Below are 23,970 nucleotides of genomic sequence, written 5' to 3' on the forward strand. Positions count from 1 at the left end.
TTTTAATAAAGGTTAAAGTGCGGTAATGTCACGTTCTCCAGACCTTATTCTGATTGCTTGTTCAATGGGGGAGATAAAAATTTTCCCATCGCCTATTTCTCCTGTTCTCGCGCTGCAGAGAATTGCATTGATTATTTCATCCACAGAATCATTAGATGCAACAATTGTTATTTTAGTTCTGGCAATCGAACCAAGATCATATTCCTGGCCTCTGTAAATTGTTTTTTCACTTTTTTGATTTCCTACACCTTTTACATCCTGAAAAGTAAAAAAATCAATACCTATTTTATGGAGTGCGTCTTTCACAGGATAAAAGTGAGATGATCTTATTATCGCTTCAATTTTTTTCATATACCACTTGTTTTATATACATAATCAGTTTATCTGCTGATAGTTTTATTATATTAATCTTGAATTTATTATATAATTAAGGTTTGGTTATATAAGTTAAAAAAATAACGGTAATTTTTATAATTAATATATAATATTTGAATTAAGTACTAAAATTAAGTATCAAATAAAGTTAAAAAAATAGTTTTATAAAATTATGTATAATGAATTGAGGTTGTTTTGTTGTTTTTTGATTTTCTATTTATAGATTATAATCTAATAAAAAGTAAATTTTGTTATTTAGGATAATCATATTTTTTTATGTAATAAGGGAAACTGCTCTCTGGGTGGATACGATTGGATTAAAATTTGTAAAATTTAAAACAATCCGTATTACAAAAGTTTTATTAAAGAACTTCCTAGTAAGTGTTTTTAAATGAAATGCCCCAGTTATTTCAAAATTATTTTCCTCATACAGATATGTCTGGTTTCTGCTTTGCATGCTTTTGCGCAAGATGAAAAAGTGGATTCTCTTTCATTTTTAAATAGAGATACATTATTCAAAGAGTTGTTAATAAAAGAGCTATTTATTTCAAGGAAAGATACTTTTTTTACAAAAACAGATACATTAATTATAGTCAAGGATTTGGTGATCAGAGAAAAAGATACACTGGTACAGTTTCTCAGGCCAATTTTGAAAGATGGTAGAATTGAATTTATTGAAAGTAAGGAGATTATTCCTAAGATTGATACGGTAATTGTTCATCAGGATACCTTACGAACAAAGAATGAACAAGTGCTGAAAGATATTCAGCAGTTCTCTCAAAAAAAGAATTTCTTCTCCCAGCTAATTAAGAATTTTCTGGTATTTGAAACAAAAACAGAAAATCAGGAAAAGCCCGAATCGCGCGAAAAAAGTGATGAAAGATATGATAGTTATGAAAACAAGGTTATTAGAAAGATAGATATTCGTGTTTTAGGAGTATTTGGCCCATCTGTTGACAATCCTGATAAAAAACCCAGAGGATTTTTGGAAAAAAGTGGTAATGCACTACACATAAAAAGTCAGAAGTGGATGATAAAAAGGAGATTGCTTTTTACGAAGGGTGATAAAGTGAATTCTCTGGCTCTCAGTGAAACAGAAAGGCTTTTAAGAGCGACCAGTTATGCTTATGATGCAAAAATTGTTATTGTTGACTATGAAGGATTGGATAGTGTAGATGTAGTTGTTTTGGTCCAGGATGTTTGGAATATATCAGTTGGTGGGGGTTTTGATCAGAAAACAGGATCAAAAGGCTTTTATATTCAGGATGCTAATTTTGCCGGACTTGGCCAGCAGCTCTTAACAGATTTTACCTTTAACAGCAGGTATCCGAAAGGAATGAATTTTTATGGCAATTATAATGTCAATACTTTTCAAAAGGGTCTTATTAATGCAAATTTTACTTATCGATATGCTTTTGGGTTAAGCAGTTTTATAGCTGGAATTAATAGAGAGTTTCAAACCCCTGAAATAAAATGGCTAGGAGGAGTAAATTATTCAATTTTAGAGTTTTGGCCTTACAATATGCCTTTTGATAGTTTTAGGGTTGATCAGAAGATAAAACTTAGTGTTGAAGATGTCTGGGCAGGATATGCCTTTCCTGTTCTTCAGAAAAAAGAAGGAGAGGAGGGGAGCAGATTAATCCTGGCTGTTAGAGCCTTGAGTTGCCTCTATGGAAATGTCCCGGAAAAAAAAGCAGGAAGATCTTTTACTTACTACTCATCTGATAATGTATTTGCGGGTTTGACTTATATTAACAGGAGATTTTTTAAAGATAGATACATATTTAGGTTGGGAAGAACAGAAGATATTCCAATAGGAAAGATGATTGGAGTTACGACCGGGATAAAGAAAAGAGATGGTCCATTGCTACCCTATAGTGGAATAAATTTTACTGTTGCTGATTTTCTTCCAAAGTTTGGATACGTTTCTGTAACAACAGGATATGGCTCTTTTTGGCGAAAAGGCAAGATGGAGGAAGGAGTTTACTATGGCCGGCTTCTTCATTTTACTCCTTTGATAAACTTTAAAAACTGGAAGTACAGAAATTATATAAGTTTCAGATATACTCAAGGCTTGAATCAGCTAGATGGTTATTATGTGAACATTAATAAAGAAAATGGTCTGAGAGGTTTTATCTCAGACGGATTAGTTGGTACAAAAAAGTTTGTCGTTAATATAGAATCCAATTTTTATCCGCCATTAAATCTGTTAGGATTTAAGATGGCATTTGTTCTCTTTGCCGATATTGCATGGATTGGACTAAATGGAAGTTTAATTACAAAATCGAATTATTATTCAGGATTCGGTCTTGGACTAAGATTCAGAAATGAACATCTCGTTTTCAGTATGGTTCAAGTGATGGTTGGTTATTATCCTGATGCTGTCAGACTCAATAAAACCCCGCTCCAATTTTATGAACGGTCTAGATTTTTTTATAACTTTTTAGATTTCAACTATTCTCGGCCAGGCCAGGAGCCTTACTTGTAAAAATAAATTTAAATTATTTTTCTAAAACTGATTCTAAAACTCTGTATTATATGATTTTTTTTTTATTAAATAGGATTTTAGTGTAATTTTAGGGAAAAAAACTCTTTCTTATTTGAAATTAAAAATATAATATTGCAACCTGTAAATAGTCATGTCCTTGCTAGGCGAAATTCAAATTTATGCTGATATTTCGGTTACAAAATTAGTATTCAGGCTTAGCTATTTTTTTAAAGCTTTTTTAATCAAGGGGATTTGACTGAAAAAGAGCTTTCATTTTAAACAATACAAAGAACTTAGATAAAAGTTCATACCAATTTTGATGTATTTTATTTACTTAATACAGAATAGAATTTAGTTCACTTAAATAATTGTTTATCGTTTGAAAACGCGTACTAAACTAATCATCTTTTTATTGGCATGTTTCCCCGGGTTTTTTGCCTTTGCGGGAGATCCCCCATCTGAAGAGCAAAAGAGCTCAACGCCACTGCTTCTCAGAAAATTGCCTGTTAAAAAATTACTGGGACTTAAATCAAACACTTCAAATGCAGAAACTCCTGCCGGGGGCTACAAGAGATGGTCTGGTTTAAAATATTCCGGATATGCGAGATCATTTACACAGTATCGTGTAATGCCTAACTTTTATACAGGAAATCCAAATTTGACCGAAAAGTCATTGGTATTTAATGGGGTAGAAGCCTATAATGGTTCACTTCAGGGATATCAGGAACCGTTGCTTTTATTGCGTCTTGAAGGAAATCCTACTGCGAGAACTTTCTTCAAAGTTGAATATGCTATGGATAATCAACTTACAGGGATTATAAAAGATAATGGCGGGATTATAGAAGGAACAAATACTGCTTATAACAGAAGGATTTCTACTTATAGAATTCTTCAGTTTGAAGGAAGTGCTAATACCGGTATTGGAGATTTTAAATTAATCGCTGGCGGTGGGGTACTTTGGCACAGAGTAAGCCCATTTACATTCTGGAACTATGAGTATCGTGATGATCTTTTTGAACGCTATCCATGGGAGCCAGAAGGAGCATCGTTCAATAGATATAATCAGTTTTACGCAACTCAAAACATTGCCAGAGATGCTCGTTGGGGAAACACCGCAACCCAGGGCTTTATTTTAGAAGCTAAAAACTTGCCTTTAGGGTTCGGGGGTAATATAGTTTATGGTAAAACTGATAATAGCGGTGGTTTTACCGCAGTAAAAACAAAAAGCCCTAGAAATCTGGTAGCAGGAAGAATAGATAAAGGATTTGGCATGCACAAATTCGGTATTAACTATTTTAACCAGTTCGGTTTTCTTGACGTACAGGAACTTTTCAAAATCAGACAACAGATTGCCACTATCGATGGAAGGTTAAATCTTAATAATGTGAAGATTTATTTTGAAGGTGGTGTCGGTAGGTTCCAGGACTTTATAGCTCAAAGAGATCAGGAGGATGTTATTCTGAATAATTACTCGAAAAGTAATGTACTGGCTTCAAAGACCCCGATGAAAATAATAAAGGGAGATAACTATGGAGTAGATTATAATTGGGCTCCAACTGTTATGGCGCAGATTGATGTAACGAAAGAAGCATTTAATGTTCCGGTTAACCTAATGATGTATTATATTGATAAAGCTGTAACCAACATCAATAGCCAGGTTATGAATACTGCAAACCCGCATGCCTTGGGAACAGCAGAAAACATAGGTTCAATATATGATATCACAACATACTATGGAGGGGTAACAGATATTCAGCAAATGGCAAACAACAGATGGGGTGGGTATCTGAAACATGAAGATACATATGGTAAGTTGAAAGTTAATATTGGTACCGGTTTCGCACAGGAGATTGAAAATCTTTATGATTCAATAAGCTTTCAGCACAGAGCTAATTCATTTACCAGATCAAGGTTTGCATTTTTTACAAGAAATAATGGTCCTTATGGAAACATTATGAATATTTATAGAAGAGCATTTGAAGTTCTGGCAATTACTGATACAGTGAGCAATTATAAAAAAGGGTTTAATAGTCTTGACCTTAATCTTAAATATAAACTGTCACTTTTTGGTCGTGAATTGATTCTCGCAAACTACAATAATTATAGCTCTGTTCAGCCTGGTTTTTCAGCAATTCCTAAATTCTCAGATAAAGCTTTCTTACGCTATTTTTATGAGGAGTTCATGGCATTTTACGCATTTAGACCAAAACTTACTCTGATTGGTTTTGTCAGCTATGAAAAGGCATTGGGTAATAATAGAACTCAATTGGTAGATGCTAATGGGGAACTGATTGTTAATTCAGACAATAAACCAATTGCAGATCCTAATGGAAAACCAATTAATCAAAGAGGGTATGGATATGGACTTGGATTTGACTACGATTTTTCAGGGAGAGCTGGTCTCTATGTCAGACACAGATGGTTTGACCACAGGGATGTTAACTTTACTAAGGACAGATTTAACGGTCAGGAGACTACGGTTGAATTAAAAATTTTCTTTTAATAACTATTACAAAATTTAAGAACTGATTTAAATGATAACTTATAATATAATGAGCAAGAAATTTTTACTTGGTTTAGTAATTTTTATTGCTGTCTGTATTCAAAATACAAACGCCCAGACAGTTTACTTTAATGGTCTTGGAAGAGCACTTGTTACTACTGATCAATTAAAGGGAAATGTATTGACTATACCTGATGCAAGTCCTCTATATAATGGCTCTAGAACAGATACTGTAACTGGTAGAAGAGGTACTGGAGGATACACAATATTTGATCTTGGTGTTAATGCGCAACCTAATGAAAACTTAAGGGCAAGTGCAATCCTTAGAATTAGAAATAATTTTGGAGGTTTTTATGGAAACGGTAGCTCTGTATTTTTCAGACAGCTTCGTATTGACGGTGTTATTGCAAAAATAGTAAAATATGAAATTGGAGATATAGATTTAGGACTAACTCCATATACACTTTATAATTTTGATGAATCTTACCATGATTATGAGGCTGACGTATTTGCAATCAGAAGAAGCATTGTAAATTATGAAAACTTCAATTTTGGAAATAAATGGAGACTTCAGGGAGCTCACGCGAATGCGAATTTCAGATTTACCCAAGGAATTGAAAAAATAGGTGTGAGAGTTTTTGCTGCAAGAGCTGGTAAAAAAGATATTTTGGATTTTGCTACTCCAGACAGAGTAAACTGGGGAGGAAGAGTTGATTTGGTTCAAAGCAAATTTTTCCAGGTTGGTGGAAATTACATTCAAATGCTTGATCTAACCGGAACAGCAGCAACTAATGTTTTTGAGTTTGATAATAAAGTAGCTACAGTTGATTTTAAACTTGGGTATGATAATGATCAAATCGGTGCCTTTTTATATGGTGAAGCAGGTTTTTCAAAATATTCGTTCTTCAGAGCTCAGGATGATTCAACTGTAAGTAAAAACGGAAACTTTTATGATATTGGAGTCTCTGGTGAGTATAAGCCGTTGAAGATAAAGCTATTTGCGTCTTATAGAAATGTTAGTGATAACTTCAACAGCCCTGGTGCACAAACCAGGAGAATTTATGATTATGGAACTCCAGAACTATTTTCTACTGTAAAAGAAGGTGCTGCGATCAGACAACCTGGTTTGTTAGACAGAATTTCTGAAGAAAATATAAGAAACCTTAATATCATGCCTGTGTTAATGACATACAGACCTGAATATAACAATATAACACCTTATGGAACTGCAACTCCAAATAGAAAAGGTATTTCATTCGGTGCCTCAGTCGGCGAAATGGAGAAAGTAATCAAGGGTGATGTGAAAGTTGACCTATTATCTGAAGTGGTAGGTGAGGGATCAACGGATACAAGAGAGTATACTGGTATCAGAGGTGGATTTTTCTTTAACGTTAACAAGCTAATTAATTGGGAAAGAGCTTTAGGGATCAACTTTGGATACAGATACGAGCATACAAAAAGAGGTGGAGATAGTAAGATTGATCTGAAAAGTACGTTGTTAGATGCAGGGATAAACGTTGAAGTTGTTAAAAGTTTTGATTTAATAGCTGGATACAAGATGTTGAATGCCAAAGGAAATGAGTATGTACTTGCAAGAAATGCATATAATGATTTAGTTAACCCTGTTCAAGGATATTCTGATATCGCAGCATCAAATACTATTTCAAGTCAGCTATTTAATCAAGGACTTGTAGCGGCAGGTATCAGATACAGATTTACTAAAAATACTTACTTTACCGGTCAGGCAGTGTTTTATAATAACAAAAGCAAGTTAGAAACAACAACTTTAGGAGATTTTGATTACAAAATCAATCAAATTTTCTTAAATTATACAATGGTATTCTAAAATTTTAAGACCATTTCTTATGAAAAAATTAAAAAGAAATTCGATTTTGTGGTTTGCAGTTTTCTGTGCTTGTTTCCTTGGCATTAGTTGTAAAAGAGACAAACATCCTGAAAAAATGATAGGACCTGAATACAAAAATGCGGATCCAGGTTTCTTTGTTGTGAATGATGCTTTTACAGCAACTCCTTCTTCTAAGATAGATTTTACCAAGGGAGTAGTTTCATTTGACTCCAAATTCTCTCAGGAGGTTACTTACTTTTTAACTTTAACAGGGACTAGCGGAGCTTCTGTTAGTTTTACAGGTAAAGGATCTGACCTAAGCAAGGTAAAGTGGGATGGAGGTCACAATGGGTTATACTTTTTCACGGCTAATGATCAGGTAACTGCAGAACTCAGTTTCTTAGGTTCAAATATAGTATTAAAGAGTAATCCATTGACAATAGCAAAACCTAAGTCTTATGGAGTGCTTGTTGGTGAGGACTTTGAACCATTTAAAGCTGGCCATAAAAAATGGCCTTCTGGGTGGTATACTTTTACTGGAGAAGCAGAATCAGGAAAAAATGGTGCGTATAATGGTATTTTCCAATATCCCACTAGTTCAATTATTGTAGATCCTACAGATCCAAACAGTGAAGTAATTAATTCTGTTAAGCCACCTTCCGGAAGTAAATATTATTTTATTTCAGGTACTGATGCTAACAATGACTTTTATATTGATGGTGCAGGAGGTGAAATAGCCCTAAATTTGGCTACTAATAATCCTGATAGTGTTTATTATAATGTTTTTGTTTATGGTAGAGGATTTGTATCTGATAAAGGTTCATTAAAAATACAGGAAGATGACAATGGAAGCGGTAAAGTAGAAGATCATGAAGACGAGCTTTTCTATGATTTTAAAATTACTTGGACTGGTTGGAAGTTGATTTCTGTTAAGTATAGTGATTTGTCATTCACAAAAGACGCAAAATTTAAGGGTAATAAGATTAGAGAGCCGAAAAAAGCGGGAAAAGTAGGATTTACTTTACTCTCTGATCCAAGTGGCGCAACCACACGATATGGATTTGATTATCCAGTATTTACTTACGGTAAACCTTTACCTCAAAATTAATAAGGACATTAACAAATGAAGAAATTCTTTAAATATTCAATAAAGGTACTTTTCTTACCTGTCATATTTAGTGGCTGTGTAAGCCTTGAGAAAGCCACTTTAGATGACAGTCATCAACTTGCTGTTGCTGAAGATCCGGAATTTGGTGTTCCGGTTCTGAAATTCAATAAGGGAGTTGTGGAAGGGTTTTCAAATGAAATATATAGCTGGTGGGTTGCCAACGATCAACTTGCTCTGGCTAAAAAAGGTGATACCTTGAAAATCCAGATGAAAAATGTCGGACCAAAATGGGAATGTTTCGGTAGCGCAATAACAATGCTTGATTTTACAGAAGCGTCTGTTCTTAAGCTTAGAATGCGTTCTGAAGGAGCAACAGCTCCTAATGTTAGTATCAGATTCCGTGATGCTAATGGATATATGGCAGACATGATTCCAAATAATAAAGTACCCAAAAATGAGCCATATCAGGATTTTTACTACAACTTTACAGGTAAATGGAAACAGGCATGGCCTGAATCTAAAGATGTAGATCCTAAAATCATCAATGAGGTTTTATTCTTTATTAATGGGGGTGGATCTCCATACACAGGAACACTTTATATTGACGAAATAAAAGCAATTCCTCTTTCTGAATTACCTGCTGCTGGTCCTGCAGCGGTTGGTGGTATCATTGATGATTTTTCAGAACCGATCGATTCCTGGTGGGCTGCTGATAAAATTAACCTGATGACTGAAGGTGAAGAGCTTGCGATCACTGCTACTGGTGCAGGTCCAGGATATGAATGTTTTGGTAGAGCATTTTCAATAAAAGACTTTAATAAAGCTGATATTGTAAGGGTTAAAGCTAAAGCTATCGGAGACAGTGAGCCAATTCTCAGAGGTGATGTAAAAGATTCTGAAGGTAGAGTTACCAATTCAAGTGTAATAGCTCACAAAATCGCCTTAAATGAATACAGAGATTATTTTTATGATTATAAAGGTAAATTTTCTCAGGTGTATCCAGACAATCAAACTGTAAATCCTGCTGAAATAAAGGATATCTTATTCTTTATTAACCCGGGAGGACCGGCTTTTGAAGGGAAGATTTACGTTGATGAAATCGAAGTGATTACCAGACAAAAGTATAATGAGTTAACTGGTCAAGGAAAAGTTGAGGAGAAAAAAGAGGAATCATCATCTTCATCTTCTTCTAATACAACTACACCTGGTACCACTGAGACGGAATCTGCGGCTGCTAAAGAAACTTCTGCTTCATCTGTATCATCTGCAACAAAAACAGTAGCTGCTGAAAAGAAGACAGCAGTTGGAACGAAACCTGTTGCTGAGAAAAAAGCTGAAGAGCCTGCAGTTATAGAAGCTGCTGTAAAAGCAGAAGACGCTGTAGTAACTATTTCTCCTGTAAATTCTAAGATTGTTAATCTTGATAATTTCAAGGATGGAATTACTAAATGGTATGGAGGAAGTGATAAAGTGAAACTTTCAAAAGTTGGTGAAGATTTGAAAGTAGAGTTGAATGGAGTAGGACCAATGTACGAAACTTTCGGAAGAGGCTTTCTGTCAACAGATTTTAGCACAACACCTGTTGTAAAAGTAAGAGTTAAAGCAGATAAAGCGGGTCAATTAAGACTTGATGTAAAGGATATTGATGGTTACTCTACAAATCTTAAGCCTGTAGTGCAGACTATTGCAGCCGGGACCGATTTCGTTGATTTGTATTTCGACTTTACTGATAAATTTGAGCAATCTTTCCCAACTAAGCAGAAAGTAAATCCTGCTAAGATAGTTCAAGTGTTATTTTATGTTAATCCTGGAGGAAAGGCCTTTACGGGAACCCTTGTAATTGATGAAATTAAAATTATGACTGCAGATGATGCAATGGCAAAGAAATAAATTAGCCTGGTCATTTTAACTCTGCCGAATTATTGTTCGGATTTAAATAAAAATATAATTAGCTTTGAAGCTGTTTCCGTAAGGAAACAGCTTTTTCTTTTTATTTAACTTATCTTAAAAAAAGAACCATTTAAAACATTTTATGGAGAAACGTTTATTTTCATTGAAAACCCTGATCGGTTCAATGATTTTTTTAGCCACCTTGCTAGGCCCAGCGTACGGGCAGAAAAAAGGATCTAAAACTCCTGTGGCCTCTGCGCCTGTAGTAATGACGGATGCTGAAGTAGATGCCAAAGTTCGGGAACTCTTGGGTAAAATGAGTATTGAGGAAAAGGTTGGCCAAATGACTCAGATTAACCTTAACGTTGTTCTTAAGGGAGGTTATAATAACATGGATGGAACTATTGATCCAGAAGCTCTAAGAAAAGCTTTAGTGGATTACAAAGTAGGTTCTCTTCTTAATGCAATTAACCATGCTTATTCTGTTGAAAAATGGCATCAGATTATCACAGCTATTCAGGATGTTGCTACTAAGCAAACACCTAATAAAATTCCGGTACTTTATGGAATAGATGCTATTCATGGTGTGACATTCACTTCGAATTCAACTTTATTCCCTCAGAATATAGGAATAGGAGCTACTCGTAATGTTGAATTATCAAGACTTGCCGGAGAAATCACAGCTAAAGAAACAAGAGCATCTGGTATCAGATGGAATTTTGCTCCTGTTTTAGACGTGGGTAGACAGCCTCTATGGCCTAGATTCCCGGAAACTTATGGTGAAGATGTTTACTTAGTAACTCAATTGGGAGTAGCTTCTATTATTGGAATGGAAGGAACTGACAAAAATCTAAACCGAGTTGACAGAGTGGCTTCTTGTATGAAGCATTATATAGGTTACTCTTTACCACTATCTGGTAAAGACAGAACCCCATCTTACATTCCTGAAAGAGTGTTAAGAGAGTATTTCCTTCCTCCATTTACAGCAGCTGTAAAGGCAGGTTCAAGCACAATCATGATCAACTCAAGTGAAATCAATGGTGTTCCTGTTCACGCTAGCAAATATCTTTTAACTGATGTTTTAAGAGGTGAATTAGGCTTTAAAGGACTTGCGGTTTCTGACTGGGAAGATGTTATAAGACTTCATACTAAACATAAAATAGCTCAAACTCCTAAAGAAGCTGTAAAACTAGCTGTAAATGCAGGTATTGATATGAGTATGGTTCCTCATGATTATTCTTTCTTTGAATATCTTGTAGAACTTGTAAAAGAGGGTGCTGTTTCTCAGGCAAGAATTGACGAAGCGGTAGGAAGAATTTTAGCTCTAAAATTCAGAACCGGACTTTTCATCAATGCTTATCCTGAAAAAGATGCTACGAAAAACTTCGGTCTTGCAGAGTACAAAACTGCTGCATTAGAAGCTGCAAGAGAATCAATAACTTTATTGAAAAATAATGACAACATTCTTCCTCTGGCTAAAGGCAAAAAAGTATTGGTTACTGGCCCTGCTGCAAAATCAATCACAGCGCTTAATGGTTCATGGTCATATACTTGGCAAGGAAATGAAGCTAAATATTATCCTGATACTACTGCTTATATCTTCAATGCAATAAAAGCGAAGAATACAGGTGGAACTACGCTTTATGCCAAAGGATCTGAGTTTGACAAAGAGGCAGATGCTAAGAAAGCTGTAGAACTTGCAAAATCAGTTGACTATGTTGTTGTATGTATTGGTGAAGATGCTTACGCAGAATCTCCTGGAGTTATAGATGAACTTGATCTGCCAGAGGCTCAGCAAAAGTTAGTTGCTTCTCTTTATGAAGCTGGTAAGCCTGTAGTAATCGTATTAGTAGAGGGAAGACCAAGAATAATCAGAAAAATTGAAGGCGGTGCAAAAGGTATCATCAATGCTTATATACCTGGAAGCCAAGGACACAATGCTATTGCTGAAGTTCTTTTTGGAGATGTAAACCCTAGTGGTAAACTTCCATTCTCTTATCCAAGATTCAGTGGAGACATTATTCCATATGACCATAAGTATAGCGATAGAGTTACAGAGCTTGCTCCAGGTCAAATGGGAGAAAATGGTTATAAGCCACAATGGCCTTTCGGATATGGCTTAAGCTATACGAAGTTTGAATATTCAAACCTTAAAGTAAGTTCACCTACACTTAAAGGAAACGGATCAATTAAAGTAACTGTAGATGTGAAAAATGCTGGTTCAAAAGCTGGTAAAGAAGCTGTTGAACTTTATACAAGAGATCACTTTGCTTCTATTACTCCTTCGTGGGAGAGATTAAGAAAATTCAAGAAGATTTCTTTAGCTCCAGGACAAACACAAACTGTTGAGTTCGAGCTAAATAAGAGCGATTTAGCATTTGTTGGTATGGATGATAAAACATTCATAACTGAGCCAGGTGCTTTTGATGTAATCATAGGCGGACAAAAAGCTTCATTTAACTACGAAGACTAATCCAAAATAAGAAAAATAAAAAAAGGGCTTTCCGAAAGGAACAGCCCTTTTTTATTTTAGTTATTCAATTGTAAATTTTTCAATCATGGGAAAGATAAAATCTGTAAATCCATTTTCAGAACAGTTATTGAAAGAATTTGAATCTTATTCTGAGGATAAACTTAATGAGGTTTTGACCTTATCTGAAAAAGCATTTAAAATTTGGAAGGAATATTCTTTTGAAAAAAGAAGTTCCTTATTCAATAAAATGGCCAGAAAACTCAGGGACAAAAAAGGATTCCTCTCTACTCTTATGACTTCTGAAATGGGTAAACCTATCAAAGAAGCAGAAGCTGAAGTTGAAAAATGTGCATGGGTCTGTGAATACTATGCTGAAAATGCAGAGTTTTTCCTTAAAGATGATTTGATAATTTCTGATGCTTCTGAAAGCTATGTTGAGTATGATCCATTAGGATGCATACTCGCAATTATGCCATGGAATTTTCCTTTTTGGCAGGTATTCAGATTCGCTGCTCCAACAATTATGGCAGGAAATACTGGTATTCTGAAGCACGCTTCCAATGTGCCCCAATGTTCATTGGCGATACAGGATTTATTTGAGGAAACAGGTTTTCCTAAAGGTGTATTTCAATCTGTATTAATTTCCGGAGAGGAAACTGACCGGCTTATTGCGCATAAAACAATTAAAGCTGTGACCTTGACAGGTAGCGAACAGGCGGGAGTGAAAGTTGCAGCTTCTGCGGGTGCTAATCTTAAAAAGACTGTTCTGGAGCTTGGTGGGAGTGATCCTTTTATAGTGCTGAAAGACGCTAATATTGATGATGCGGCATCATGGGCAGTGAAGGCTAGAATGGTCAATAATGGACAAAGTTGTATCGCCGCTAAACGATTTATAGTTGTTGATTCAGTTAAGAATCAATTTGTTCAGTCTATGGCTAAAGCGGTGAGTGCTCTAAAACTTGGAGACCCTTTATCCCCAGAAATTCAGGTTGGACCTCTTGCAAGAAAGGATCTCGCTGAAAGTCTTTTCGATCAAGTGGAAAAGAGTATTTCATTGGGCGCTTCAGTGGCAGTTGGTGGGACACCCCCTGTTGGAGCAATGTTTTTTCCAACAATTCTTGAAAATGTTAAACCAGGTATGCCGGCATTTGATGAAGAGCTTTTTGGTCCGGTGGCTGCTATTATAAGTGTTCCGAATGAACAGGAGGCAATTGATTTGGCTAATCAAAGCAAGTATGGACTAGGGGCTTCTATTTGGACAAGAGACTTTGAAAAGGGAAAAGTTTTAGCTCGACAAATAGAATCTGGTTCTGTATTTATCAATGGTATGGTAAAATCAGACCCAAGGCTTCCATTTGGTGGAGTTAAACTTTCCGGATATGGAAGGGAATTGGCAGCTTTTGGAATCAGGGAGTTTGTTAATATAAAATCAGTTTGGGTTAAGTAGGAATAGTATATCCCATCATTCTATAAACCGCGTATCCTAAAATCTCGTGTATTAACAGACTCCATTTTGAGATCGCTCTTTCTGAAGGAATAATAAAATGATCTGGTGTGAATTTACCATCTGTAGAATAATAGTCTGCAGGATAGGTTGTAACATCAATTCCTGCTTTTTTAAAACACCCTTTGGCTCTCTTCATGTGAAATGCAGAAGTAACAAGCAGAAAGGGGCCATTTAAATTCAAGGAGTCAATCAACTTTTTTGTTAATAAAGCATTCTCTCTTGTATTTCGGGATTTGGTCTCCAAAATCATTGCATTTGATGGAATTGCAGCAGTGAGAAATGTTTTTTTCAAACTTTCGGCTTCCGGAGCTTGTTCGCCTACTACTGCAGCTGCTCCCCCTGAAATGATTATAGATTTTATTTTTTGTTCTTTGTATAATTGCAGAGTGTGTAGAACGCGATCAGCCCCTTTATTATAGTAAATGCGGTCTTTGGGGGACTTGTTTGACTCTGTTACTCCTGTAAGTACGATGGCGGTATAGCCTGTTCCTAGCTGAGCTATTGGAATGGGAGGCTCTTCCCATAATGATAAGGCTTTATTAATAATATATTCATTAGAGAAAAATAAAAGTAAGATGATAGAAAAAATAACAGCTGCTTTTTTTCTCTTACTGTCTTTGATGAATATGGAATAAATAAGAATACCAATGATCCAGACCATAGGCATTAATATGTAGAATAATATTTTTGATAGTATAAAGAACATTCTGAAAATCGGAGTTATGAGAAATCTAATCTATAACTTTATCAACTTGGATGTGAATATACCATCTTTAGAAATGATTTTAATGATATAAGTTCCGGCCTTTAGCTCTGGTAATGTAATATGATGGTGAATGAAACCATTCAGATTCAGGTTTTCCTGATAAATGTTCTGACCTAAACTATTTATCAAAACAATCTCTGTTGCTCCTATTGGATTGAAGTCAATTGTTATATTATTATTGTCAAAGGGATTGGGATAAATTTTATAATCAAGAGACTTTATTGGATCGTTACCCAAAACACGGTCTCCGTTTGCATAATAATTAAAGTATTTGCCAGAGATGGAGCTATAGAAACCATTTTTTGGGGTTATTTTATCTACATCCATATTCACATAGGCGAAGATAGTATCCTGACCAGAGGGGGCCCATGTTGTAAATCCTATTCTGGCGTCAGATTTACTATAACTGGGAAAACACAGCATGCCATTGTTTCCACCTAATATAAAGCTACCTTCAGATGTTTCAAGGTTAGTAGAAATCATATCGACATAGCCGACAGATTCATCTATTATCTCATATACCACAATATGGGGTGAGTTTTTGGAAAAGGAAGGATTACCAATACTTATGTCCTGAGGAAGGTCAGCATAAAGTTTAGTTACAGTTCCATCAGAAAAATCATTTTCAGCATTGTCCCATACTTTGATAAAGTTCACATCCCAGAAAACTATACTATCCTTATCTCCTTTAATAACATTATAACAATCGTACATAATGCTTTCTCCAGGATGATCCCATTCAAGCGCATCAGCATATTTAGGGCCTTTGGATCTTATAGAATCTTGAGTAAAGGTAGGATTGTATAGAATAAAACGTATCCAGGGAGATTCAGCAGTAGTTTTCCTTACATAGATAGAAGAATCTTCATCATCAGTTACTGCTGCTATTTTGGTCCCGTCTTTTGAGACAGATACATTATTCCACTTTCTGGAATTATCAAAGATACTTTCATCATTACTTCCTGTGTATATTTGTTTAATTGCTCCCTCCGGGGTTACAAAATACATAACTCTTCCATTATCGGAAATACTTGGTTTTCTCCCCACTTTAGTAGAAGTAATAAGAGTTCTCACAGATGTAGAAGTTTTAATTGTTTCAAGTCTGTAATTATCTTTTATTGTTTTAGTTACTAGCAGATATTCATCACCAGGGTTTTCAGGAAGGGTATCCTCGACTTTGGTTCCTTGTCCTTCAAGAATTCCTACCTGATCAAAAGCTGATTTGGCTTGAGCAACTTCATTGGAGTTTTCTCCATAGAGCTCAGCTGCAGCACTGACCACCGATATTCTGAGGTCAATAAAACGGGAAGACGCAAATAGGTATTTGGTCATAGCCAGATAATAGACTTTTTCAGCTTTTTCTTTTGTGACCTGAGTAGCATACAAGTAAAATGCCCTGTTCGGTATACCACTATTTATATGTACTCCTCCGTTATCGCTTGAGGTAATTACAAATTCATCCATATGTTGTGGCTGCCAGCAGTAATCAGATTTGGAAGAACCGCCATTATGAGGATTAGACAAATCCCTTAAAGCACCTGAGGGAAATAAAGTTAAATTCTTTGTAATGGATTCACCGATTTTCCAGTCATCGCGATCAACCAAGGCTCCAAAGATATCAGCCAATGATTCATTGATAGCGCCAGATTGTCCCGAATATCTTAGATTGCAACTATTTTGAATGACACCATGTGTCATTTCATGTGCTGCCACGTCTAAAGCTCCAGCCAAAGGTTTGAAATAAGAACCTCCATTTCCATAAGCCATTAGTTTTCCATTCCAGTATGCATTTTCCATAGATTTGCCCCCGTCAGTTACATTTATAACTGAAATAATATTTCCACCCTGGCCATTCAATGAATTTCTATTATGAGTGTTTTTGAAATAATCATAGCATATCTTAGCATTACTGTGGGCTGATACTGCTGTTGGAGTCCAGGCAGATGCAGAAGAGGATGTTATTTGCGCAATGTTGGTAAGGTCTGTATTTCCCGCAGTCATTGTCCAAATTGCACCTATTGGCTGTTCTGGTAAAACTGATTTAGCACTGAACATTGGATTGGAAGTATCAATCAGGTAGTAGGTTCCATCTTTTTGATAGCTGGTTAAAGTCTGGTTAATTCCGTTTAAGTCAGGCGCTGTACCTGTCGCATGTATGGCAGTGCAGGTATGATTTTCTTTAAAGATTATTTTTCCGGTAACAGCGCTTACATAAAAGTGATAATGATCGATAAGATTGGGTCTTATACTAATTTCCCATGCTATCTCATAAACCTTAATCAATTCAGATCTAGGTAAAATTACAAGTTTTGCTTCCGGACCTTTATATTCAAGAATCTGCTTTTCCTCCAAGGTTAATGTTCTTACCACAACTGTTTTTTTGAGATCATTGAGTGCCGTTTCAACTACCTGATCTGCACTTACAGACGGATTTGCATTCAGATTAGCAGGCACATTTTCGATGTGTCCATGAAATGTATGGGTACCATCTTCATTGAGGTGAATTACTCCATCACAACCTAAAACAGGAATTCCCGCAATTTTTTGCACAAAACGAATATGTCTTAAATCTCCTTCCTGGTTATTTAAAATTTCAAATTCATTGGTATTATTGTGAAATTTTAAGACCGGGGTAACTTCAATCAGAAAATTTGCAGCTTCTTTTTTACAAAGCTCAGGGGAGACCAATGAAATTTTTCTAGTATTTTTTATCTCAGATGGTTTTCGCTTTATAAAGTATGGCGTCTTTTTCCCTTGATCTAAAGAAATCAAAAATGAGGTATTACCCTGAATTGAAGGTATGCTATTGAGGAAATAAGGGAGAGCGTTCCTGTTTAGTCTGCCATCAATAGTCGTTTCCGAAGCATTCCTGAAGTATGTACTTGTTTTAGGATTTCTCTTTTTAGAAGAAAATAAGTCCGGCCGTGAATTTTGTGATATAGCTCCTTTTATGGTCAGAATGGTGATAAATAAAAAACAGGAAATTTTTTTCATCTTTAATTTTGGTAGAGGTATTTGGATAATGAAATCGACGTATTTTTATTAAAGGGGTTTCATTTTGATTATACTTTCCGCAACTTTGAGCAAAATTTTTTTTAAAGGTCGAAAGTTACATTAATTTTGAACCCTGATTTTTAATCAAAGGTGAAAAAGCTTGATCTCCCTGGAAAAGGTTTAAGTTTTTTTACAATTAATCATATTGGGAACTAATATTATATTTTTACGATTAACCGCTTCTGTAGGGTTAGTAAAAAAATAATCTAAAATTGATTTTATAAGTCTGATGGTTACTATTGGAGAAAAAAAGCTCGATTTGTCTGAAATTGAAAGAATATTGACGGGTAAAGAGCTTATTGAAATTCATGAATCTATAATAGAAAGAATAAGAAAAAACCATGATTTTTTAAGTTATTTTTCAAAAGATAAGCTGATTTATGGGATCAATACTGGTTTTGGGCCAATGGCTCAGTATAGAATTGACGAAAAAGATCAGATAGATCTTCAATACAATCTTATAAGAAGCCATTCTTCCGGCGTTGGTGCTGTATTGCCTGATATGTATCTGAAAGCTGTTATGGTTGCCAGGTTAAATTCACTTTGCCAGGCATGTTCAGGTATTCCTATTGAGGTGGTTGCTCTGTTAAAAGATTTGATTAATAACGAGATATATCCTGTAATATTTGAGCATGGTGGTGTTGGAGCAAGCGGAGATCTTGTTCAACTGGCTCATTTGGCCCTTGGCCTGATAGGAGAGGGAGAGGTTTCCTCGAAAAACCAGCTGAGGCCTGCAGCCGAAGTTTATAAAGAATATAAAATTTCCCCTTTGAAAGTCACCGGAAGAGAAGGCCTTGCCATCATGAATGGTACTTCATGTATGACAGGAATAGGCCTGGTAAACCTTATTCATGCTCAAAAGCTGATCGAATGGAGTACTTATGCATCCTGTATGCTGAATGAGCTTGTCAATTCCTATGATGATCATTTTTCCAATGAATTAAATCAGGTAAAAAGGCATAAAGGCCAACGGGAAATAGCAGAGCTAATGAGAAATATTCTTCTCGACAGCAAGCTGACAAGAAACAGGCAGGAAGAACTTTATAAGAAGAAAGTGGAAGAATATGTGCTCGAAGATAAGGTACAGGAGTACTATTCTCTAAGATGCGTTCCTCAGATTCTTGGACCGATAAAAGATACCATCACTTATGCAGAGGAAGTTCTGATCAATGAATTGAATTCTGCAAATGATAACCCTGTAATTGATTCAATCGCTGAAAATGTATATCATGGAGGTAATTTTCACGGTGATTACATTTCTCTGGAAATGGATAAATTAAAAATTGCCATCACAAAACTATCCATGCTTGCTGAAAGACAATTGAATTACCTGATGAATAATAAGCTGAATGGTAAAATTCCTCCTTTCGCAAATCTTGGAAAACTTGGCTTGAACTTTGGGATGCAAGGTGTTCAGTTCACCGCGACTTCCACGACTGCAGAGAATCAGGTTTTAAGTAATCCAATGTATGTTCATAGTATTCCTAATAATAATGATAATCAGGATATTGTAAGTATGGGCACCAACTCGGCCTTACTTACTAAAAAAGTCATAGAAAATACTTTTGAAGTGATATCTATTGAGTTGATGTCTATTCTTCAGGGAATAGATTATCTGGAAATTGAGGACAAACTTTCAGCGAAAACGAATAGGGTATATCAGGCATTAAGAGAGATTTTCCCACGGTTTGAAAATGACCTCCCTAAATATGGGGACATCAAAAAAGTCAAACAATATTTGATTGATAATAAGCCGGATAATATTTAAAAAATAAGCAACCCCTTGAAATAAAGGGTGGGTAGAAATTTATTTTATTATATTTGTAGACAATATCTACACTTATCCTAAATCATTAACCTGATTTGCAGGAAATTGTTTGAAAGAAATAATAAATTTTTTAGATAATGAAATACGCTTTAGTAACAGGAGGTTCAAGAGGAATTGGAAGGGCAGTGTGTCTGAATCTTGCAGAGATGGGCTACAAAATTCTCATCAATTTTCAATCAAACATTCAGGAAGCTGAAAAGACTCTTGAATTGATAAGAGAAAAGGGAGGTGATGGAGAATTGATGCAATTTAATGTTTCCCAAAAAGAAGAAGTAGAAGGTGTTCTTGGGAGCTGGATCGAAAAAAATCCTGATAAAGTAATAGAGGTTCTGGTCAACAATGCCGGAATCAGAAAAGATAATCTTCTGATGTGGATGAGTGAAGAAGAATGGCACGGAGTACTGGATATAAGTCTTAATGGATTCTTTTATATTACCAGACTGGTAGTAAAGGGAATGTTGGTTAACAAATATGGAAGAATAGTTAATGTCGTTTCGCTTTCAGGAATAAAGGGAATGCCGGGACAAACAAACTATTCTGCAAGTAAAGCCGCAATAATCGGGGCAACAAAAGCCCTGGCTCAGGAAGTGGGAAGAAGAGGGGTAACTGTCAATGCAGTAGCTCCGGGCTTTATAGTTACCGATATGACAAAAGATATTAATGAAAAAGAATTTAAATCATTAATTCCTTTGGCAAGATTTGGAACTGCTGAGGAGGTTTCAAATGTTGTATCATTTTTAGCCTCAGATAAAGCATCTTATATTACCGGAGAGGTAATATCTGTTAACGGAGGATTGTATACCTAGTATTTAATAAGAATCACCTAGTATAAATGAACAGGGTAGTAATTACTGGAATCGGTATTTATTCTTGCTTGGGAACAAGTTTGGATCAAGTGCGCGATTCTCTTTTCCAGGGCAAGTCAGGAATAGTATTTGACGAAGAGCGAAAAATAATGGGCTTTCGTTCGCCACTTACAGGAATGGTTGAAAAACCGGTTCTCAAAGGAATACTTGACAGAAGGCAAAGAATTGGTCTTGCTGAGCAAGGCGAATATGCATACCTGTCTACTTTGGAAGCAATAAAAAATGCTAAACTTGATGAGGAGATTATTGACAGAAACGAGTTTGGTGTTTTGTTTGGAAATGACAGTTCTGCAAGAGCTGTAATTGAAGCAACAGACATAATAAGAGAGAAAAAAGATACTACTCTTGTAGGTTCAGGGTCCGTCTTTCAATCAATGAATTCAACAGTGACCATGAATCTGGCTACGATATTTAAACTGAAAGGAGTTAATTTCACAGTTAGTGGTGCTTGTGCCAGTGGCTCTCATGCCATCGGAATAGGCTACTTTCTGATCAAACATGGTTTGCAGAAAGGTGTAATTTGTGGAGGTGCCCAGGAAATAAACCCATTTTCAATGGGTAATTTTGATGCTTTAAGTACGTTCTCAGTAAGAGTAGATGAGCCAACAAGGGCATCAAGACCTTTTGATAAAAACAGAGATGGTTTGGTGCCAAGTGGTGGCGCGGCTACTGTGATTATTGAAAGTTATGAGTCAGCAGTAGAAAGAGGAGCGCCAATTCTTGCTGAAATTATCGGATACGGATTTTCTTCTAACGGAGGTCATATTTCGCAACCAAATGTTGAAGGTCCCGTAAGGGCTTTGGAAATGTCTCTCAGAGATGCTGGTATTCCGGCAAGTCTAATTGATTATGTAAATGCTCATGCAACGTCTACTCCTGTTGGAGATATGTATGAAGCAAGAGCCCTGGATTCAGTGTTTGGTGGCTCAAAGCCGCTGGTGAGCTCAACTAAGTCTATGACAGGTCATGAATGCTGGATGGCGGGAGCAAGCGAAATTGTATATTCATTATTGATGATGCAAAATGATTTTGTTGCACCAAACATCAATCTTGAAACACCCGATGAGGATTCCGCAAAATTAAACATAGCTACAAAAACGGTTGAAAAGAATATCGACACCTTATTGTCAAATTCATTCGGCTTTGGAGGAACCAACTCCTCACTAATATTGAAAAAGGTAAAATAAAAAACATACTTAAAGGTAAAATGAAAAATCAGGAAATTATCGAAAAAATTAATGGCTTTTTGGTGGAAGAGTTTGAGGTAGATGCAGATAAAATAACTCCCGAAGCTAACCTGAAAGAAACCCTTGGTCTTGATAGCCTTGACTATGTAGACCTTGTAGTTGTTATTGAAAGTAATTTCGGATTTAAAGTTAAAGGTGAAGATTTTGTAGGAATAGTTAACTTCCAGGATTTTTATAACTACATTTTAAGTAAAGTAGGCGAGAAACAGGAAGTTAAGTAATAATGGCCTGGAAAGGAAAAACCCAGGGTTCCTTATTAGGGCACAAAATATTTGTTTTCCTGATCAGGCACCTTGGTCTTAAAATCGCATATCTGGTACTTCGGTTTGTTGCACTTTATTATTTGCTTTTTTCATTAAAGTCAACGAAATCATCATTTCATTTTTTCAGGGAAATTCTTAAATATAAGTACTTCACAGCCTGGCTCAAAGTATATCAAAATTATTATATATTTGGTCAAACTCTGATAGATAAAGTGGCTATCATGGGTGGAATCAGAAATAAGTTTACGATCAATCATGATGGCCAGCTTCATTTAAGAGAAATTGCAGCTCAGGGTAAAGGTGGGATCTTCATAAGCGCCCACATTGGAAATTATGAGGTAGCTGGTCATCTTTTAAATCAGATCAAAGCAAAAATTAACATAGTCATGTTCGATGCAGAACATGAAAAAATTAAAAGTTATTTTTCAGAAATTTATGGAGAAAGGCCTGTTAATATTATCCCTGTAAAGGACGACCTCTCTCATATCTTTGAAATAAATAAAGCTTTAAAAAATCAGGAAATAATCTGTATTCATGGAGATAGGTATGTGGAAGGTGGAAAAGTAATATCAACGGATTTTCTGGGAAAAGAGGCGCTCTTTCCTCTCGGCCCTTTTCAGCTTGCAAAAGCTTTAAAAGTTCCTTACAGTTATGTATTTGCAGTGAAAGAAACTGATGAACATTATCACTTCTTTGCTACACCTCCTAAGGTAAGTAATGGAAATGTAGAAGAAATGGTGAAAGAGTATGTGAAAGAAGTTGAAAGAATGGTAAAGAATTATCCGGAACAATGGTTTAATTTCTATAATTTCTGGTCAAAAAACACACATTCATGAAAAAAGTACTTGTTCTCTGGTATTCACAAACCGGTCAGTTAACAGCAGTTGTGAAGTCTGTTTGTTCGGGCATGAATAAGAAAGACGTAGAATTTACTTTTGAGCAGCTCCAACCAGAAAATGATTATAATTTTCCCTGGTCTGCAGATGAATTTTTAGATGTGTTTCCTGAAACCGTTCATCAGGAGGGGATAAAGATGAAGTCTTTGCAAGTGCAGAATTCAGATTTCGACCTTATAATTTTCGGATACCAACCATGGTATTTGTCTCCAAGTTTGCCGGCCTGTTCATTTCTCCAAAGCGAGGAAGCAAAAAGGATTTTGAATGGGAAACCGGTTATAACCGTCATAGCTTGTCGAAACATGTGGATCTCTGGCCAGGAGAAGGCTAAAGCTTATATCAAAGCAGCGGGTGGAAATCTTGTAGGGAACATTGCTTTGTTTGATAAATCACACAATCTTGTTAGTCTTGTAACAATCATTGGCTGGCTTATGAAAGGAAAGAAATCAAGCTATTGGGGATTTTTACCAGCTTCAGGAGTTTCAGAGGCAGATATAAGGGGAGCTTCAGCATATGGGGAAATAATCTATAAATATTTATCGGGAAATCAATTAGAAAACCTTCAGGATTCTCTTGTAAAAGCAGGGGCTGTAGAAATCAAACAGCCATTGATGACAATGGAAATGACAGGATCTAAAATCTTTAAAATCTGGGCTAAAGCAATCAGTAAATTAGGACGTTCCGGAAATCCAAAAAGAAAAGCAGCTTTATCATTTTTCTTATATTATTTAATATTTGTAATCATTATAGGTACTCCGATTATGTTTGTGATTGCAAATATTAAAAGACTATTACTTTGGGGGCCAATGAAAAAGAAGGTGGCTTATTTTTCTGGGGTAAAGTAGAAGTGGCTTGCAATT

General features: G+C 35.7%; 16 protein-coding genes. 13 read left to right on the forward strand and 3 right to left on the reverse strand.

Annotated features, from left to right (window positions below; genetic code table 11):
- Positions 1-12: 12 nt before the first annotated feature.
- The gene (locus MYP_RS20490; protein WP_045467625.1) at positions 13-351 is read right to left on the reverse strand and encodes a P-II family nitrogen regulator; all 339 of its coding nucleotides are present in this window, start codon (positions 349-351) and stop codon (positions 13-15) included.
- 415 nt (positions 352-766) lie between these two features.
- Between MYP_RS20490 and MYP_RS20500 the strand changes: the two genes are divergently transcribed.
- The 7 genes from MYP_RS20500 (at position 767) to MYP_RS20530 (ending at position 14,130) form a co-directional block, all read left to right on the forward strand.
- Positions 767-2,863: a hypothetical protein gene (locus tag MYP_RS20500; protein ID WP_156140759.1), complete on the forward strand. Its 2,097-nt coding sequence runs from the start codon at positions 767-769 to the stop codon at positions 2,861-2,863.
- Between the two features lie 379 nt (positions 2,864-3,242).
- A complete protein-coding gene (locus MYP_RS20505; RefSeq protein ID WP_156140760.1) occupies positions 3,243-5,366 on the forward strand; it encodes a hypothetical protein in 2,124 nt (707 codons plus the stop codon).
- A 49-nt stretch (positions 5,367-5,415) separates the two neighbouring features.
- The gene (locus MYP_RS20510; RefSeq protein ID WP_052430401.1) at positions 5,416-7,212 is read left to right on the forward strand and encodes a hypothetical protein; all 1,797 of its coding nucleotides are present in this window, start codon (positions 5,416-5,418) and stop codon (positions 7,210-7,212) included.
- Between the two features lie 19 nt (positions 7,213-7,231).
- Positions 7,232-8,320 (forward strand): hypothetical protein, encoded by a 1,089-nt coding sequence (locus MYP_RS20515; RefSeq protein WP_045467632.1) that lies wholly within the window; start codon positions 7,232-7,234, stop codon positions 8,318-8,320.
- 15 nt (positions 8,321-8,335) lie between these two features.
- On the forward strand, positions 8,336-10,210 hold the full coding sequence (locus tag MYP_RS26440; protein ID WP_052430394.1) for a hypothetical protein: 1,875 nt from the start codon (positions 8,336-8,338) through the stop codon (positions 10,208-10,210).
- A gap of 142 nt (positions 10,211-10,352) precedes the next feature.
- Positions 10,353-12,683 (forward strand): glycoside hydrolase family 3 N-terminal domain-containing protein, encoded by a 2,331-nt coding sequence (locus MYP_RS20525; protein ID WP_081990622.1) that lies wholly within the window; start codon positions 10,353-10,355, stop codon positions 12,681-12,683.
- A gap of 85 nt (positions 12,684-12,768) precedes the next feature.
- Positions 12,769-14,130, forward strand: a complete 1,362-nt coding sequence (locus MYP_RS20530; protein ID WP_045467633.1) for an NAD-dependent succinate-semialdehyde dehydrogenase — start codon at positions 12,769-12,771, stop codon at positions 14,128-14,130.
- Here MYP_RS20530 and MYP_RS20535 read toward each other — a convergent pair.
- Together MYP_RS20535 and MYP_RS20540 are read right to left on the reverse strand one after the other, a co-directional pair.
- Positions 14,123-14,851, reverse strand: coding sequence for a YdcF family protein (locus MYP_RS20535; protein ID WP_197060148.1), 729 nt, complete (start codon positions 14,849-14,851; stop codon positions 14,123-14,125). The genes MYP_RS20530 and MYP_RS20535 overlap by 8 nt on opposite strands.
- 75 nt (positions 14,852-14,926) lie before the next feature.
- Complete coding sequence (locus MYP_RS20540) at positions 14,927-17,950, reverse strand: M4 family metallopeptidase (protein WP_052430396.1); 3,024 nt, start codon at positions 17,948-17,950, stop codon at positions 14,927-14,929.
- Between the two features lie 289 nt (positions 17,951-18,239).
- On the opposite strand from MYP_RS20540, the gene MYP_RS20545 reads away from it, so the two are divergent.
- The 6 genes from MYP_RS20545 to MYP_RS20570 all read left to right on the forward strand — a co-directional run bounded on the left by MYP_RS20545 (position 18,240) and on the right by MYP_RS20570 (position 23,955).
- Positions 18,240-19,778 (forward strand): HAL/PAL/TAL family ammonia-lyase, encoded by a 1,539-nt coding sequence (locus tag MYP_RS20545; RefSeq protein WP_045467637.1) that lies wholly within the window; start codon positions 18,240-18,242, stop codon positions 19,776-19,778.
- Between the two features lie 137 nt (positions 19,779-19,915).
- Complete coding sequence (gene fabG, locus MYP_RS20550; protein ID WP_045467638.1) at positions 19,916-20,644, forward strand: 3-oxoacyl-ACP reductase FabG; 729 nt, start codon at positions 19,916-19,918, stop codon at positions 20,642-20,644.
- Between the two features lie 26 nt (positions 20,645-20,670).
- Positions 20,671-21,891, forward strand: coding sequence for a beta-ketoacyl-[acyl-carrier-protein] synthase family protein (locus tag MYP_RS20555; protein WP_045467640.1), 1,221 nt, complete (start codon positions 20,671-20,673; stop codon positions 21,889-21,891).
- A gap of 20 nt (positions 21,892-21,911) precedes the next feature.
- Complete coding sequence (locus MYP_RS20560; RefSeq protein ID WP_045467642.1) at positions 21,912-22,172, forward strand: acyl carrier protein; 261 nt, start codon at positions 21,912-21,914, stop codon at positions 22,170-22,172.
- A gap of 2 nt (positions 22,173-22,174) precedes the next feature.
- The gene (locus tag MYP_RS20565) at positions 22,175-23,050 is read left to right on the forward strand and encodes an LpxL/LpxP family acyltransferase (RefSeq protein ID WP_045467644.1); all 876 of its coding nucleotides are present in this window, start codon (positions 22,175-22,177) and stop codon (positions 23,048-23,050) included.
- Positions 23,047-23,955: a hypothetical protein gene (locus MYP_RS20570; protein WP_045467646.1), complete on the forward strand. Its 909-nt coding sequence runs from the start codon at positions 23,047-23,049 to the stop codon at positions 23,953-23,955. Before MYP_RS20565 ends, MYP_RS20570 begins: the two co-directional genes overlap by 4 nt.
- The last annotated feature ends 15 nt before the right edge of the window (positions 23,956-23,970 follow it).

Source organism: Sporocytophaga myxococcoides (assembly GCF_000775915.1).
In the GTDB taxonomy this organism is placed as follows: domain Bacteria; phylum Bacteroidota; class Bacteroidia; order Cytophagales; family Cytophagaceae; genus Sporocytophaga; species Sporocytophaga myxococcoides_A.

What these genes read in the sequence shown, in the direction of transcription:
- MYP_RS20525 (WP_081990622.1), top strand. Translation starts at nt 10,353, where the DNA reads ATGGAGAAACGTTTATTTTCATTGAAAACCCTGATCGGTTCAATGATT.
- MYP_RS20500 (WP_156140759.1), top strand. Translation starts at nt 767, where the DNA reads ATGAAATGCCCCAGTTATTTCAAAATTATTTTCCTCATACAGATATGT.
- MYP_RS20540 (WP_052430396.1), bottom strand. Translation starts at nt 17,950, where the DNA reads ATGAAAAAAATTTCCTGTTTTTTATTTATCACCATTCTGACCATAAAA.
- MYP_RS20555 (WP_045467640.1), top strand. Translation starts at nt 20,671, where the DNA reads ATGAACAGGGTAGTAATTACTGGAATCGGTATTTATTCTTGCTTGGGA.
- fabG (WP_045467638.1), top strand. Translation starts at nt 19,916, where the DNA reads ATGAAATACGCTTTAGTAACAGGAGGTTCAAGAGGAATTGGAAGGGCA.
- MYP_RS26440 (WP_052430394.1), top strand. Translation starts at nt 8,336, where the DNA reads ATGAAGAAATTCTTTAAATATTCAATAAAGGTACTTTTCTTACCTGTC.
- MYP_RS20570 (WP_045467646.1), top strand. Translation starts at nt 23,047, where the DNA reads ATGAAAAAAGTACTTGTTCTCTGGTATTCACAAACCGGTCAGTTAACA.
- MYP_RS20560 (WP_045467642.1), top strand. Translation starts at nt 21,912, where the DNA reads ATGAAAAATCAGGAAATTATCGAAAAAATTAATGGCTTTTTGGTGGAA.
- MYP_RS20490 (WP_045467625.1), bottom strand. Translation starts at nt 351, where the DNA reads ATGAAAAAAATTGAAGCGATAATAAGATCATCTCACTTTTATCCTGTG.
- MYP_RS20565 (WP_045467644.1), top strand. Translation starts at nt 22,175, where the DNA reads ATGGCCTGGAAAGGAAAAACCCAGGGTTCCTTATTAGGGCACAAAATA.
- MYP_RS20515 (WP_045467632.1), top strand. Translation starts at nt 7,232, where the DNA reads ATGAAAAAATTAAAAAGAAATTCGATTTTGTGGTTTGCAGTTTTCTGT.
- MYP_RS20530 (WP_045467633.1), top strand. Translation starts at nt 12,769, where the DNA reads ATGGGAAAGATAAAATCTGTAAATCCATTTTCAGAACAGTTATTGAAA.
- MYP_RS20545 (WP_045467637.1), top strand. Translation starts at nt 18,240, where the DNA reads ATGGTTACTATTGGAGAAAAAAAGCTCGATTTGTCTGAAATTGAAAGA.
- MYP_RS20535 (WP_197060148.1), bottom strand. Translation starts at nt 14,851, where the DNA reads ATGGTCTGGATCATTGGTATTCTTATTTATTCCATATTCATCAAAGAC.
- MYP_RS20510 (WP_052430401.1), top strand. Translation starts at nt 5,416, where the DNA reads ATGAGCAAGAAATTTTTACTTGGTTTAGTAATTTTTATTGCTGTCTGT.